We start from the raw sequence: 13,446 nt of genomic DNA on the forward strand, positions 1-13,446 counted from the left end.
AGCCCGCGACCGAGCTGTCAGGTGGCGAGGCCCAGCGGATCAAGCTCGCCTCCGAACTGCAGAGACCCCGGCGAGGGCACACCCTCTACGTCCTCGACGAGCCGACCACCGGACTTCACCCCGCCGATGTGGATCAGCTCGATCGTCAACTGCACCGCCTGGTCGACGCAGGCAATACCGTGGTGGTCGCCGAACACGACATGCGGATGGTCGCGGGTGCGGACTGGGTGATTGACCTGGGACCCGGAGCCGGCAGCGACGGCGGTCGGGTCGTAGCGGCGGGCCCGCCTCAGAAGGTCGCACATGCGAAACACAGCCGCACGGCGCCGTATCTGGCAAAACGGTTGGCGCCCTCTGCTACTCGATGAAGAAGTTGCCGTTCTTGATCAACCACTCGCGGCGCTCCGCGTCAGACATGTCGCCGAGCTGCGCCATCCCCTCGAAGCAGCACTCGCGCAGTTCACCGGGAGCAGACAGCCTCAAGATTGACGTCGCTCGTCGGCCTGCTCGGGGGCGCGCGGTGGTGCCGCGGGTGCCAACGGCGGCTGTTACAGCCACTACTCGTCGGCAAGGTCCGGCGACGGGTTCTCCGGCGGGCGCAAACGAAACCGCTTCGAGCAGTCCTGGCGGTCTGGTTCCCTGCGACTACGGCGAGCCGGCAGTTGAGGTCGATACGGTCGGCACGAAGCTTGCCGCGATCGAACCGCTTACTCGTTGTCTCGCTTGGGTCCAGCCGGTCGGAATTCGCTGTCGAGATTAGGCACCACAGGACCAATTAGCGGACTCGTAAGGACTTTGCCAATGGGGGAGGTTAGCGCGGGTATTCCCCGGCCCATGTCACTGTCAACATCCGCGCCGGTGACCATTCCCAAAGGGGCGTGGTCCGATCCCGCCGTGCGTTCTCGCGAAGACGCTATTACTGCGGCGACGGTCGCCAGGCACCGATCGGCCATCCGCCGGCAAGGAGTTGTTGCTTGATTCGGCCAATGTCGTTATCCGAGGCCGTAGCAGAGTAGCCGTTATCGGGTAGCAAGTTATTGCCACTTCGAGTAGGGAATCAATATTTATTCAATTAATAGATTTTCGCTATCGAAATGGGAGCATTCCGCCTCTCTCGAAACCGCATCTATCGACCATCTCCACGGGGTCAACGCGACCCGCGGTCTCCCACTCAGCAAAGCAGCGGCAGAACCGGCAAGCGTGCCAAGAAAGGGGGCGGCGCCGCCTTACGCGCCGACCGGCCGCGGCAGGACCGAATCATTTGCTAACAGCAAACAGCATTCAGATGTCCGCCGAGACAACGGGTCACAGCGACCAGTGAGGGGCGGCGAACGATCAACGGGCGAGTAACTACTCGGTCGCCGCGCAGAGCAACTCCACGGTCATCGCCAAGCGATGGGCCCGTCCTGCGCTAGGACGCAAACTCCGTTGAGGAGAATTGCCGCCCGAGAGTCCGCAAATGCTTATTTTGAACGCTGTAGAATCCGCTTATGCGGAGCTTCATTTAAGACGCGAACCAGTTCGCTTTTCCCCTCACTCGGACCACCTTGTGCGGGCGGGCTTGTTTGTGGTCGGTGGTTCAGAGTTTGTTGGCGAGGACGTCGAGTTTGCTGATCGTGGGTGGTGAGGCGAACAGTTCCTCGGCCCGCTCACTGAGGGCCTTGCCGACGGGCCCATTCAGATGTGTTTCGCGGGCGGCCTCGTCGGGGAAGGCGTCGATGATGCCGAACGATGCCGGACCGAACCGTACCGCGAACCATGGTTTGGTACCGGGTTCCTGCTCGACGAGAGGCAGTGCCGACAGTAGGAATTCCTCGACCGCGCCTTCCTTGCCGGGCTTGGCCTCGAGCCGTACCAGTAACGCCTTAGTAGCCATGGGGAAGTCTCCTCTTCGATGCAATGGACGCGATCAGCATCACACCGTCAACAGGAGATGGGAAGGTGTTGCCCCGCCCGCGAATCGAAGAAACTTCCTTCCAGCACCTTCCAATTGTGAACCCAAAGGAGGAGACTTCACGGCGGACGGAACGCACACCTCGGCAAGTGGGTGCGCCCCGCAAGCCATGTAGGGGAGCCCGCCCGCCGCGCTTCGAAATCTATGAGAGCGCAAATGTTTCGGTTCGCCTGTGTCTGGTTGGCTGAGACGTTTTCCGGGTACCTGACCGACATATTCTGCCTGCGGCCGCATTTTCTGCACCGTTGCAGCGCGGCCCGGACATCAATCGAGACGTTACGTGCTAGGGAGAGTCGAAATGAAAGCGCTCGTGTATGACGGACCGCGCGACGTCGCGGTGAAAGATGTGCCCGACGCCAAGATCGAGGCCCCGACCGACGTGTTGGTGAAGATCACCTCCACGAACATTTGCGGGTCGGATCTGCACATGTATGAGGGGCGCACCGATTTGGAGCCGGGGATGGTGCTGGGTCACGAGAACCTGGGTATCGTCGCCGAGGTCGGTGATGCGGTGGTGAAGGTGTCGCCCGGGGATCGGGTGTGTCTGCCGTTCAACATCGGCTGCGGCTTTTGTCGAAACTGCGAGGAAGGTCTGACCGCGTTCTGTCAGACGGTCCATCCGGATCCGAAGATGGCCGGCGCCGCCTTCGGGTTTGCTGGGATGGGGCCGTTCCGGGGTGGGCAGGCGGAGTATCTGCGGGTGCCGTTCGGCGACTTCAACTGTCTGCGGTTGCCTGAGGACGCGCAGGACAAGGAGAACGACTACGTGATGCTGTCGGACATCTTCCCGACCGGATGGCACTGCACCCGGCTCGCGGACATGCAGCCCGGCGATTCAGTGGTGGTGTACGGGGCGGGGCCGGTGGGTTTGATGGCGGCGTATTCGGCGATGATCCAGGGTGCGAGCAAGGTGATGGTCGTCGACCGGCACCCGGACCGGCTGCGGCTGGCCGAACAGATCGGTGCCATCCCGATCGACGATGCGAAGGGCGACCCGGTCGAGCAGGTCCTGGAGCAGACCCGTGGTCTGGGCGCCGACAAGGGCTGTGAATGCGTCGGGTATCAGGCGCATGATCCGCAGGGCCACGAGGATTCGGCGATGATCCTGAACCGGCTCGTCGATTCGGTGCGTTTCACCGGGCACATCGGGGTCGTCGGGATCTTTTTGCCGCAGGACCAAAATGCGTCCGACGAGCTCGAGCGCCAGGGCAAGGTCGCTTTCGATATGGGCAAGTTCTGGTTCAAGGGTCAGAAGATGGGGACCGGGCAGGCCAACATCAAGCACTACAACCGGCAGCTTCGTGATTTGATCCACGAGGGCCGGGCCACGCCGTCCTGGATCATCTCCCACGAACTGCCGCTGGACGACGCACCGACTGGCTACCAGCATTTCGACGCCCGCGACGACGGCTGGACCAAAGTCGTGCTCCACCCCTGAGCCGGTCCCAACCGAGAGGAGCGCAACGATGGCAACGACACTGCAGGGCAAGCGGATCGCGATACTGGCCGCCGACGGCGTCGAACGAGTCGAACTCGAGCGACCCCGTGAGGCGGTGCACCAAGCCGGTGGGCACACCGAGTTGTTGTCGCCGAAGACCGGCGAAATCCAGGCGCGCAACAACGACCTCGAATCGGCCGGCACGTTCACGGTGGATCGGGCTGTGTCCGATGCCGCGGTCGACGATTACGACGCCTTGCTGCTGCCGGGTGGAACCGTGAACCCGGACAAGCTGCGAATCGATGACGCGGCGGTGTCGTTCGTGCGCGACTTCGTCGGTTCGGGAAAGCCGGTCGGGGTGATTTGCCACGGTCCCTGGACCCTGGTGGAGGCCGGCGTGGCCAAAGGCAGAACGCTCACCTCATACCCGAGTCTGCGGACCGACCTGCGCAACGCCGGGGCCGAGGTCGTGGACGAAGAGGTCGCCATCGACGGGAACCTGATCTCGAGCCGCTCACCCGACGACCTGCCCGCATTTTGTCAGGCCATCGTCGAGCAGTTCGCCAAGACCAGGGCGGGTGCGCCATGACAGTGAACCAGACCTCGGTGTCCCTCGACGATGCGCAGCGGGTGATCGCCGCCGGACTGGCCAAAGCGGCTGAGATCGAGTCGCCGTCCAACATTGCTGTGGTCGATGCCGGCGGCAACCTGGTGGCCCACGTGCGGATGGACGGCGCCTGGATCGGCAGCATCGACATCTCGATCAACAAGGCCTTCACCGCACGTGCCCTGGACATCTCGACCGAGGATCTCGCCGCCAACGCAGGTCCGGGCAACCAGTTCTACGGAATCCACGTCTCCAATGGCGGTCGGATCATGATCTTCGCCGGCGGTGTGCCACTGCGGCACAACGGCCAGGTCGTCGGGGCGGTCGGTGTCAGCGGCGGCACCGGGGAACAAGACACGACTGTCGCCGAGGCGGCCGCGAAGGCGATGTGACGTATGTCGACATAGCGCCAACACCGGCGATCACACAAGGCCGCCGCGGAGGCAGTGGAAGGAGGGTTCTCCATGAGATACCTCGACAAGGCACTGAATGTTGTCGACGGCGTCGCGGGCGACGCTGTGGCCCGCGGCGAGGCAATTGCTGGAATTGTTCTTAGTCGCTTCTCTCGGACCGGCAAACCCGTAACGGTCACTATCAGTCGGCCGCGAGCTGAGGTCGAACAGCTGTGGCGTGACGGAGCGAAGCTCTCGCAGATTCTGGGTGAGGTAGGCGATGTCACCCAACCGGGACCGAACCGGTACCGGTGGACCGTGCATGGCCCCGGTGATAGGGATGTTGTCTGGGAGTCCCAGTTGATCGAGTCGAACGATCGATTGCGGTTCGCCAACATTGGCGAGGACGGGCCGGAGAAGACCACGCCTGAGGTATCGGTCGCGTTCCACGACGCCCCAGGGGATCTCGGCACCGAGATGACCTTGAGCCTGCAACTTCCGGCGCCGGCGGTCGTGCTCCACGGTGCGGCGTTCAAGGTTGCTTACCGGGTGCGGGCGCTGCTGCAGACCGGTGAGATCCCGACTCTCACACCCACCCCAGCTGCCAGACCCGGCAACCGCTGAATCGAGGCAACATGAGAGCTCTTTGCTGGACTGGCATCAACGAGTTGCGGGTGCAAACCGTCGACGACCCGGTGCTGGTGAACCCGCACGATGCGATCGTCAAGGTCGCGCTAACGACAACTTGCGGATCGGATCTGCATTTCCTAGCCGGGTATCTACCTGGAATGCGGGCCGGTGATGTGATCGGTCACGAGTTCATGGGCGAGGTGGTCGCAACCGGCGCCGAGGTGACGCAGATCAAGGTCGGCGTCCGGGTCGTGGTTCCGTCCTTCATCGCCTGCGGCCGATGCTGGTATTGCGATCACGAACTGTATTCGCTATGCGACACAACGAATCCCAACGCCGAGATGCAGGTGCCGTTGTTCGGCTATTCGACCGGTGGAATCTATGGCTATACCCATCCCTTCGGTGGATATCAGGGATCGCACGCCGAGTACGTGAGAGTTCCGTTCGCCGACCGCAACTGTTTCCGGGTGCCCGATGCGGTGACCGACGAACAGGCGCTCTTTGTCTCCGACGCCATTCCCACCGGTTTCATGGGTGCCGATTTCTGCGACATCCAGTCTGGTGACACGGTCGCCGTATGGGGCTCTGGCGGAGTCGGCCTCATGGCCGCGGCCAGCGCACGACTGCTCGGTGCCGGACGCATCATCGTCATCGACCGGTTTCCCGAGTGGCTGAGCCTCGCCCAAGACAAGGTAGGCGCCGAGACTATCGACTACACAGCGGTCGACAGCGTGGTCGACACGCTTCGGGAAATGACCGGAGGCCGTGGACCGGACGCGGTGATCGACGCAGTCGGAATGGAAGGACACGGCACCGGCCTGCAGTACGTGTACGACCGGATCAAGCAGACGATGCGGCTAGAAACCGATCGCGCGATCTCGCTTCGCGAAGCGATTCTCGCCTGCCGCAAGGGCGGAACCGTCTCGGTGTTGGGGGTCTACATCCTTACCGACAAGTTCCCGATGGGCGCGGTGATGAACAAGGGCCTCACGATCCGATCCGCCCAGCAGCACGGACAACGCTACGTGCCGCGACTGCTCGACTATATCGAAAGGGGCGACCTCGACCCGACCTACCTGATCACACACGACATGCCACTCGAAAACTCCCCCAGGGGATACGAACTGTTCAAGGAGAAGAAGGACAACTGCGTACGTGCGGTGTTCCGGCCGTGAGCGGCGCCTGTCATAAAAACCCCGTACTTCGCGCAGCAGCGACCTAGACAGCCCGCCCTGTCTTCGCGATGAAGAAGGAACCTCATCTGTCTTCACAAGACTGTAGGACGGGCCATCCCTCGCTCACGACGCCGAGGCCGCCGCACGATCAGGAGTGCACCATGAGGCCTGTCACTATCAAGCTTTCCGCTTTCCGGCCGCGTTGAGCGCAGGAAAGAAATGCCGCAGCGCGATGGCGCACATAGCGCCCCCTGCACGCCACCACCGAGCGCACTGGCTCGGCGGTGATTATTTCCGCCGCCGACGAGGTGGATGCCAGCAACGAGGGCACCTGGGAACAGCTGCTGAGCGGGTTGGCCGCAACCGCCATTGCGCCAGGGCCGTTGGTCGTCGATGTGCGCGACGTGGATTTCATAGGTTGCTGCGCGTTTGCGGTGTTGGCGAGGCAGGCGGACCGGTGCCGGCGTCGCGGTATCAAGCTGTGCTTGGTTAGCCGCCAGCCGATCATTGCCCGAACCGTTGCCGCCTGCGGACTGCGCCCGCTGCTGCCGGTACATAGGACGATTGCCAAGGCGTTGTCGCCTTCTGGTCGCTGAACCGGTGACGCGGTGAATGAGGTGCCTTCAGCTGTGTGGGTCGCCGCTGTCATCGTCAGGTGGTGTGGGAATCGAGTTGTCCGTAGAGCAGCGCGATCGTTGATTCCTGTTCGGCGAGCTTGGTTCTGAGCGTGCGGATTTCGGTGTCTTTTGCGGCCAGTTGGGCGCGCAGGGCCGCCACGATGCTGGTCTCACGCGCAGTGGCGACGTTGTCGGCTGACGTGGGTTGGTGGCGGTGGGCGTCAATGACGGCGACGATGTCAAGACTCCTGCCTGTCGGCTTAGTAACGGAACGAATTTGGTTGTTTTGTGATCTCGTTATGGCTACGCGGGGATGCGTAGCGGCCGGTGGCCTTCGCGGCGGCGCTCGGCGTCGATGTCGAACGAGTACGTGCCATAGAAGTTGATGTCATCATGTTGGGCGGGGGTCAGGTCCGCCGCGGTCTCGTCGCTGACCTCGATGCCGTTTGACCGCAGGTTGTCGATATCGTTGCGCTCCCATAGATCCGTGTCTGCAAGCGTGTTTCTGAGCCGTCCCGGCATTTCCGGAGACTCCCGATCTTGGGAGGATTCGAGTTATGGCCCGTCCGAGCAAGTATCCCGATGAGCTTCGTGAGCGTGCAGTGCGCATGGTCGCCGAGGTGCGCCCGCAGTACTCCTCGCAGTGGGCGGCGATCACCGCGGTGGCCGGCATGTTGGGGATCGGCGCGGCGGAGACGCTGCGGACCTGGATCCGCCGCTCGGAGGTCGATATTGGCGTGAGGCCGGGCCTGACGTCGCAGATGGCCGAGGAGAATAAGGCGTTGCGTAAGGAGATCGCCGAGCTGCGTCGGGCCAATGAGATCTTGAAGGCAGCGGCGATTTTCTTCGGGGCCGAGCTCGACCGGCCCGCGAGACGGTGATTCGGTTCATCGCCGAACACAAGGACCGCCAGGTGCCCGGCCCCGATGGTGAGGCTGGGCTGCGCTGGGGTGTCGAGCCCATGTGCGCCGTGCTTTGCGAGCACGGTGTGTCGATCAGCGCGTCGACCTACTACGAGTGGATCGCCAAGACGCCCACCCGTCGGCAGGTGCGTGACGCCGAACTGGTGGCGATCATTAGCACCCAGCGCGAAGACCGCAAGATCGGCAAGTTCGTGCAGACGCTCGGCTCGCGCAAGATGTGGATCCGACTGCGCGGTCAGGGTCACGACGTTGCTCGCTGCACCGTCGAGCGGATCATGCGTCAGCAGGGCTGGGAGGGGGCGCGCTACGGGTCCAAGCACAAGACCACCGTCGCCGACGAACGGCATGCGCGGTACCCGGATCTAGTCGACCGCCACTTTCATGCCCCAGCGCCAAATAGGTTGTGGGTGGCCGACTTTACCTATGTGTCGACCTGGTTGGGATTTGTCTACGTCGCCTTCGTCATCGATGCGTTCAGCCGCCGAATCGTGGGCTGGCGGGCGGCCAAGTCGATGAGCACAGCGCTGGTTCTCGACGCTATCGAGCATGCGTTTTTCACCCGCGCCCAGGAAGGCAACGTTAACCTGCGCGGGCTGATCGCCCACAGCGATGCGGGCAGCCAATACACCTCGGTGGCGTTCACCCAACGACTCATCGATGAAGGAGTGGACCCGTCGGCCGGCTCCGTCGGCGATGCGCTGGACAACGCCTTGGCCGAGACCACCGTCGGGTCGTTCAAGAACGAACTCATCCGCCGGCAAGGCCCCTGGCGCGACGTCAACCAGGTCGAGCTGGCCACCGCCGAATGGGTGCAGTGGTTCAACACCGAACGCCCCCACGACTACCTCGACGACTTCACCCCCGAGGCCGTCGAGAAACTCCACTACGATCACAGACGCACCCCACCAAAAGCGGGGTGATTCAACACAACCAGTCTCCGGACTACCCGGGACGGCTCAGGACGGTTTACCGCGTATGCTGGTCGACGGAAAAAGCAAGTCGAAAACGAGACGCAATCATGGCTGGCGGCGGGTTATGGAATCACTTTCGTGGGAACGGCTAGAGCCGGCCGCTGAGGCGACGATCGCCGCCGCCGCGTCGGCGATGCTTTGGTGTGGCGAAGATCGCGATGGCGTGCTGGCTCACATGGGGGCAACCACTCCCAGAAGGATCGTGTCCTCCCGGATCTTCATCAGCGCTATCTCGGACGAAGATAGTTCCTACGCGGCAGAATTCGCGCTTGACCTTTTCTTCCGATTCGGCGAGTTCGAACCAGCAGCCCTGCCAGCTTCGATGGTTCCACACTGGGTCGCGACTGTGCGCGAGGCGATTAGCGACGCCAAACGTCGGTGCTTGGAGGCTGCATGTTGGGGTGGTCCAGGGCTCATCGATGTCGCGGCGGAGACGACAAAGCTCTGGGCGCTGACGATGATCTCGATGTGGGGAGGGGACCCGCTGCCTTTGGATGCGATCGAAACCATGGCAAGAGCGATCACCAAGCAAGGTTTCAGCGTTCCGCTTTAGTTTTTACAGTTCGGGACCTAAGCCGTCGTCACTGAAACTGGCCCCGCGGTCGTGCGGTCGGTGGCGCTCTAGCCGGTGATGAGTTGATGGCCTGGAGGAAGCAATCACCGCAGGGAACACGGTCACGAGCTCGATCACGAGATGTTCGGCATTGCTTGACCGCTCGACCCACGTACAGCAGAAGATACATTGTCAAATCCTGTGGATTGCAGCGTTCGACGGGTTAGTCGTTAATTGTTGTGGCCTAAGGGTTGCGGCGCTGGGATCTGCGGGGGGCTACGGAGCGCCTAATCGCTCGGCGCGGCGTCGCATACTCTGGACGTATGTCCGACTCTATGCATTTCAACCATCGCGCTGATTTGTACAGAAGGTGGTGACCGCCGTATCCCCCTAAGCTTTGGCATCGTGTAAACGCGACTGGCCTGATCGGTCCGGGTCGCCGCGCTCTTGATCTGGGCGCCGGGACTAGTGAGGCCACGGGGCCGCTCCTGGGAGAGGGCATGGACGTCGTTGCGGTCGAGCCGGGTCCTAAGTTGGCAGCTATCTCGGCGGCGAGGTATCCGGCTGCTGATTTGCTGCTCTCACGTGCGGAGGACATCGAGTCCGCGAAATCCGCATCGCCGCAGGTTGGGCTGCCACTTCTTTAGCGACTCGTTTCACCCGTCGCGGCGCTGCAAGACGACACGACTCCGGCGGTCTATGCGCGATGCCGTCAAATCCGCGGCTCAGAGCCAGTTTTCGGGCAAAAACATCGCTGACGAACCGCATCGCACAGAGCGATGCTCTCCGCGCGCTCGACCCCGCAGAGGAATTGATTCATCTGATGAAATATGCAGACATTTATCATGGATAATAGCAATTATCCATGAAACACGGTGAAAGACGATGTCGGGCAGCTTGATTGGTGTTGAACAACGACAGGGTGAAGTATTCACGTGGGCACCGCGGGTCCGGTCGGCGCGGCACTCGTTCGCTCACCGCGAGAACTACGTCGGCTCTAGAGATTCGCCGCGAAACAGCTCGCCTCCGATGCATGCAAGCTGTCGTGTCTCTCGCTGCACAACACGTCATAGTCGCTGCTGCTGGCGGTGGAGCGGATCGTATCGAAACCGCTTGGTGCCGAACATCTTTCGTCACAGTGACGTATTACGCTCTGATGATGGTTCCACGAAAACATCGACAGTACAGTACCTCTCATGCTCTTAGTTGCTGATAAGCGTAGGCGCTCTACCTCAAGATTGACACCGTTGACGCACGGGAGGACGCAAGCCGGTCGTCGGCGATATGGCGCGGCCCGTCCAAGTATTCGCCGGCGCCAGTCAGGCTTGTCCGGCTTGCGGTTTTGCTCGCTGATGCCTCGCCGACCTTGACCGTTGACTAACGTAAGCCTACATTGTTAGGTATCGTTAGTCGTATGGAGGTGTGTGACTGATGACTGCTGACGAGCTCGACGTCTTGTTGTATCAGAAGTTCCGGCTTCGCCGCGAAGACATGCTCGCCGCGCTCAAGACACTCCCGGCCATCCGACCCTGGGCTGCCGAGCTTTCCCCGGATGAGGCGCGCCTCCTCGATGACGCCGGTTTCACGGAAGACCCGGATGCATACGCGCGGGTGGCCGCCGACACGGTGGCCCACATGGCATTGCTCGTCAACACCGCCTACTCGGCCCGAGAGGTGTCGGCAGCGTTGAACGTCAACGAATCGCGCGTGCGCCAGCGCCGGCTCGCCAGGACGCTATGGGCGATCAATGACAATGGTGCCTGGGTGTTTCCTGCGCTGCAGTTCGAGACTGACCCGCAGACATGCCTGCCCCATAAGCAGATTCGGGGTTTGGACAGAGTATTCGCCGCACTGGCACCCAACCTGCATCCGGTGGCGGTCGCGGGATTCCTGCGTACCCCCCATCCGGATCTGGCGCTGCAAGGTCGCCCGGTACATCCATTGGAGTGGCTTCAAAGCGGCGGCGACATCGACCCGGTCTTGCGCCTTATTGAGGCGGCCGACTGGGCCAGCCGATAACGCCCGACCCCACCTTGCCTCATTCAACCTTGCCCGATCCGCCGCCTGGATCGCAGCTACGCAAGATCGGCATCCGCGACGCGGAGCTTCACAGCGTCTCTCCGTCGGAGACCTGGTGGCGAGTGCACCGCACCGAAGGCGATTTTGTGTTGGCGTGGAACGAATTCCGCCACTACGGCCCAGTGCTGCGCTTCGATCCGCATCCCAAGCCCGCTCGGGAACACGCCGACTGCGCGGTTTGGTACGGAGCAGGCACACTCGATGCAGCGATCGCCGAGGCCTTCCAAGGCGATCGCACAATCGACCGCGTTCGCGACCGTCCGTACCTGACCGGACTTGCCTTCACCCGGACGTTGCACCTGCTCGATCTGGCCGTCGACAGTGACGGGGCCTGGGCAACCAGGGCCGGAGGAACCTTCGCGATCTCGACCGCTCCGCACCTCATCACACAACGGTGGGCGCGCGCCATCGTCGAAGCCTTCCCCGATCTCGACGGCGTTCGCTACAACAGCCGATTCGCTGGCCACCCGTGCGCAGCCCTGTTCTTGCCCGCCGCCACCGCCATGCCGCAACGCCCGACAATCTCCCTAACCCTGACCCATCCCGCCTTGGTCTCGCGGCTCGCCGGCGCCGCGGAACGGCTCGGCTACTCCGTCATCTGACCGTGCGCCCGAGCCGACAACCCGCCGATTCTCTGACAGCATCTGGTTGAACATATGGCCTTTGGTGGTCATCGGCGCTGGCTTGCATGAGTGTCACGAGGTAAACCATGGCGACGATTGGGTTGCCAGCATCGTCGACCTGGCCGCGCTTCGGGACGGTAATCAAGTCAAGGACACCGCCAGTGACATTCACTTTCTGGTCGACAATCTCGGCGTATTCGGCGAAGAACGCTCCGGTGATCTGCATGGAATCGATTGTTTCAGGAGCGCGGCGTGGGTGTCGGCGGCGCAGCTACCCGCGTGGTAGGCCGCGGGTTCCCGCGTCCATCAATTTCACGATCGAAGCCACGCCCGCCAATGCTTGTTCGCACTGTCTCGAGCGGAGTGCCGAGCGCGCAGGCCCAACTTTTACCCTCAAGTGAACAATCCGGAAATTTAGCTACCGGCGCCCAGCGCGTCCCGAAATCGCTCGTGCAGTGGGTTTTTCGGCAGCGATGATAGAAATCTGTCGCGTGCAGTAGCAGAATCATCAACCATGCGGCTAGCTACCACGAGCTGGCCCGGGCACGCGTTCCGGGTGTTCGGTCTATCAGCGGGGATATCGTCCTCTGTTGGCGGTGTCCTACACGAGATGGCCGCTGTCGGGAAACCAGTCGGCCCGCCGGCTCTTGTTCCGTGGATCGTCGCAGCTTTCGGGACGTCGCTCGCCGGCCTCACCGCCACAGCGATCTTCGTCGTCTTCGCCGTCAGGGGCCGAAACGTTGCATGCAACAATCGGTCGCTTGGCCTGACCTCCAGGCAGGCGCGACGACTCAGTTGTCAGTTCGCGCAGGCCGGGGTCCACATCTCGCCTGCACGCCTGCGCGCCATCAACGCCGGCGCGGAAGCAACCGAGGCCGAACTCGTCGATATCGAATTCGGTTTAATTGCAACAGATCCCGACCACGACGCCCTGCTGCATTCCGGCCAAACTCGCCTCTACGGCGGCCCCACGACGTAGCTACGGCGTCAGGCGCAATGAGCATGACAAGTCGACTCCCGATCGAAGCGCTTCCCGACGTCGATATGCGAGAGGGGTGGTGGGATCACTTCCGCGGTTTTGGCTGGTCGGACAAAGGCATTGCGCTTCGGTGTCAGCAGGCAAACGGTCTACGACAATTGCTGTCGCCTCGGAATCACTGGTTGTACAGCATAATTCAGGGGGTAAAAGGCATGCTCGTCGCGTTATAGCTCAGCGAAAGCTGAGTCCGCTGACGGCTAAGACGCACGCGAGCGCCCGAACCTCGCGCCGTGACGGGATTGTGCGTCGACGAACGAGGACCGTTTCCAGCACAACCCGCTAGATGATTCGTTTGCGAAAACGGTTGCGGCATAAGGTAATTCAGGGATAGACTGTTGCCTATAAGCAACACTTCCTGAAAGGCAGGCGCATGAAGACCCGACTCACCGAAGCCCACCTGGCCCCCGCAGCCCTCATCAGCCACACCATGATTCGCATCCAAGGC

General features: G+C 62.3%; 16 protein-coding genes and 1 pseudogene. 12 read left to right on the plus strand and 5 right to left on the minus strand.

The window, feature by feature from the left end; translation table 11 throughout:
• Positions 1–368: pseudogene (locus tag AC5Y42_RS23285) on the plus strand (ABC transporter); the annotation flags it as partial.
• On the opposite strand, the gene AC5Y42_RS23290 reads toward AC5Y42_RS23285, so the two are convergent.
• Positions 358–483, minus strand: a complete 126-nt coding sequence (locus AC5Y42_RS23290) for a hypothetical protein (protein ID WP_499900926.1) — start codon at positions 481–483, stop codon at positions 358–360. The pseudogene AC5Y42_RS23285 and the gene AC5Y42_RS23290 sit on opposite strands and share 11 nt — an antisense overlap.
• A gap of 1,096 nt (positions 484–1,579) precedes the next feature.
• Positions 1,580–1,876, minus strand: coding sequence for a putative quinol monooxygenase (locus AC5Y42_RS23295; protein WP_499900927.1), 297 nt, complete (start codon positions 1,874–1,876; stop codon positions 1,580–1,582).
• 376 nt (positions 1,877–2,252) lie between these two features.
• Here AC5Y42_RS23295 and AC5Y42_RS23300 point away from each other — a divergent pair, with 376 nt between their 5' ends.
• The 6 genes from AC5Y42_RS23300 to AC5Y42_RS23325 all read left to right on the plus strand — a co-directional run bounded on the left by AC5Y42_RS23300 (position 2,253) and on the right by AC5Y42_RS23325 (position 6,792).
• Complete coding sequence (locus AC5Y42_RS23300) at positions 2,253–3,392, plus strand: glutathione-independent formaldehyde dehydrogenase (protein WP_499900928.1); 1,140 nt, start codon at positions 2,253–2,255, stop codon at positions 3,390–3,392.
• A 28-nt stretch (positions 3,393–3,420) separates the two neighbouring features.
• A complete protein-coding gene (locus tag AC5Y42_RS23305) occupies positions 3,421–3,981 on the plus strand; it encodes a type 1 glutamine amidotransferase domain-containing protein (protein ID WP_499900929.1) in 561 nt (186 codons plus the stop codon).
• Positions 3,978–4,391, plus strand: a complete 414-nt coding sequence (locus AC5Y42_RS23310; protein WP_499900930.1) for a GlcG/HbpS family heme-binding protein — start codon at positions 3,978–3,980, stop codon at positions 4,389–4,391. The genes AC5Y42_RS23305 and AC5Y42_RS23310 overlap by 4 nt, the downstream gene beginning before the upstream one ends.
• Before the next feature lie 72 nt (positions 4,392–4,463).
• The gene (locus AC5Y42_RS23315; protein ID WP_499900931.1) at positions 4,464–5,015 is read left to right on the plus strand and encodes a hypothetical protein; all 552 of its coding nucleotides are present in this window, start codon (positions 4,464–4,466) and stop codon (positions 5,013–5,015) included.
• 11 nt (positions 5,016–5,026) lie between these two features.
• Positions 5,027–6,196: a zinc-dependent alcohol dehydrogenase gene (locus AC5Y42_RS23320; protein ID WP_499900932.1), complete on the plus strand. Its 1,170-nt coding sequence runs from the start codon at positions 5,027–5,029 to the stop codon at positions 6,194–6,196.
• A gap of 251 nt (positions 6,197–6,447) precedes the next feature.
• Entirely contained in the window at positions 6,448–6,792 is a 345-nt protein-coding gene (locus AC5Y42_RS23325) for an anti-sigma factor antagonist (protein WP_499900940.1), read from the plus strand.
• 55 nt (positions 6,793–6,847) lie between these two features.
• Here AC5Y42_RS23325 and AC5Y42_RS23330 read toward each other — a convergent pair whose 3' ends face one another.
• The gene (locus tag AC5Y42_RS23330) at positions 6,848–6,973 is read right to left on the minus strand and encodes a hypothetical protein (protein ID WP_499900933.1); all 126 of its coding nucleotides are present in this window, start codon (positions 6,971–6,973) and stop codon (positions 6,848–6,850) included.
• Between the two features lie 143 nt (positions 6,974–7,116).
• The gene (locus AC5Y42_RS23335; protein WP_499900934.1) at positions 7,117–7,335 is read right to left on the minus strand and encodes a hypothetical protein; all 219 of its coding nucleotides are present in this window, start codon (positions 7,333–7,335) and stop codon (positions 7,117–7,119) included.
• Between the two features lie 35 nt (positions 7,336–7,370).
• Here AC5Y42_RS23335 and AC5Y42_RS23340 point away from each other — a divergent pair.
• The 4 genes from AC5Y42_RS23340 to AC5Y42_RS23355 all read left to right on the plus strand — a co-directional run bounded on the left by AC5Y42_RS23340 (position 7,371) and on the right by AC5Y42_RS23355 (position 11,941).
• A protein-coding gene (locus tag AC5Y42_RS23340) for an IS3 family transposase (RefSeq protein ID WP_499900935.1) occupies positions 7,371–8,656 on the plus strand; the annotation gives its coding sequence in 2 pieces (ribosomal slippage) (positions 7,371–7,653 and positions 7,653–8,656; 1,287 coding nt in all).
• Positions 8,657–8,711: 55 nt separating this feature from the next.
• Positions 8,712–9,260, plus strand: coding sequence for a hypothetical protein (locus tag AC5Y42_RS23345; protein WP_499900936.1), 549 nt, complete (start codon positions 8,712–8,714; stop codon positions 9,258–9,260).
• 1,431 nt (positions 9,261–10,691) lie between these two features.
• Entirely contained in the window at positions 10,692–11,279 is a 588-nt protein-coding gene (locus tag AC5Y42_RS23350; RefSeq protein WP_499900937.1) for a DNA-binding protein, read from the plus strand.
• Positions 11,264–11,941 (plus strand): RES family NAD+ phosphorylase, encoded by a 678-nt coding sequence (locus AC5Y42_RS23355; protein ID WP_499900941.1) that lies wholly within the window; start codon positions 11,264–11,266, stop codon positions 11,939–11,941. Before AC5Y42_RS23350 ends, AC5Y42_RS23355 begins: the two co-directional genes overlap by 16 nt.
• Here AC5Y42_RS23355 and AC5Y42_RS23360 read toward each other — a convergent pair.
• Positions 11,934–12,188: a hypothetical protein gene (locus tag AC5Y42_RS23360; RefSeq protein ID WP_499900938.1), complete on the minus strand. Its 255-nt coding sequence runs from the start codon at positions 12,186–12,188 to the stop codon at positions 11,934–11,936. The genes AC5Y42_RS23355 and AC5Y42_RS23360 overlap by 8 nt on opposite strands.
• Positions 12,189–12,572: 384 nt before the next feature.
• On the opposite strand from AC5Y42_RS23360, the gene AC5Y42_RS23365 reads away from it, so the two are divergent.
• Positions 12,573–12,941 carry a hypothetical protein gene (locus tag AC5Y42_RS23365; protein WP_499900939.1) on the plus strand — a complete coding sequence of 123 codons (369 nt, stop codon included), beginning with the start codon at positions 12,573–12,575 and terminating at the stop codon, positions 12,939–12,941.
• The last annotated feature ends 505 nt before the right edge of the window (positions 12,942–13,446 follow it).

This window comes from Mycobacterium sp. NGS48, from assembly GCF_059812585.1.

Bases quoted from the DNA above. Each gene is read 5' to 3' on its own strand.
- AC5Y42_RS23300 (WP_499900928.1), top strand. From the start codon at position 2,253: ATGAAAGCGCTCGTGTATGACGGACCGCGCGACGTCGCGGTGAAAGAT.
- AC5Y42_RS23315 (WP_499900931.1), top strand. From the start codon at position 4,464: ATGAGATACCTCGACAAGGCACTGAATGTTGTCGACGGCGTCGCGGGC.
- AC5Y42_RS23305 (WP_499900929.1), top strand. From the start codon at position 3,421: ATGGCAACGACACTGCAGGGCAAGCGGATCGCGATACTGGCCGCCGAC.
- AC5Y42_RS23295 (WP_499900927.1), bottom strand. From the start codon at position 1,876: ATGGCTACTAAGGCGTTACTGGTACGGCTCGAGGCCAAGCCCGGCAAG.
- AC5Y42_RS23360 (WP_499900938.1), bottom strand. From the start codon at position 12,188: ATGCAGATCACCGGAGCGTTCTTCGCCGAATACGCCGAGATTGTCGAC.
- AC5Y42_RS23350 (WP_499900937.1), top strand. From the start codon at position 10,692: ATGACTGCTGACGAGCTCGACGTCTTGTTGTATCAGAAGTTCCGGCTT.
- AC5Y42_RS23365 (WP_499900939.1), top strand. From the start codon at position 12,573: ATGGCCGCTGTCGGGAAACCAGTCGGCCCGCCGGCTCTTGTTCCGTGG.
- AC5Y42_RS23335 (WP_499900934.1), bottom strand. From the start codon at position 7,335: ATGCCGGGACGGCTCAGAAACACGCTTGCAGACACGGATCTATGGGAG.
- AC5Y42_RS23320 (WP_499900932.1), top strand. From the start codon at position 5,027: ATGAGAGCTCTTTGCTGGACTGGCATCAACGAGTTGCGGGTGCAAACC.
- AC5Y42_RS23345 (WP_499900936.1), top strand. From the start codon at position 8,712: ATGCTGGTCGACGGAAAAAGCAAGTCGAAAACGAGACGCAATCATGGC.
- AC5Y42_RS23310 (WP_499900930.1), top strand. From the start codon at position 3,978: ATGACAGTGAACCAGACCTCGGTGTCCCTCGACGATGCGCAGCGGGTG.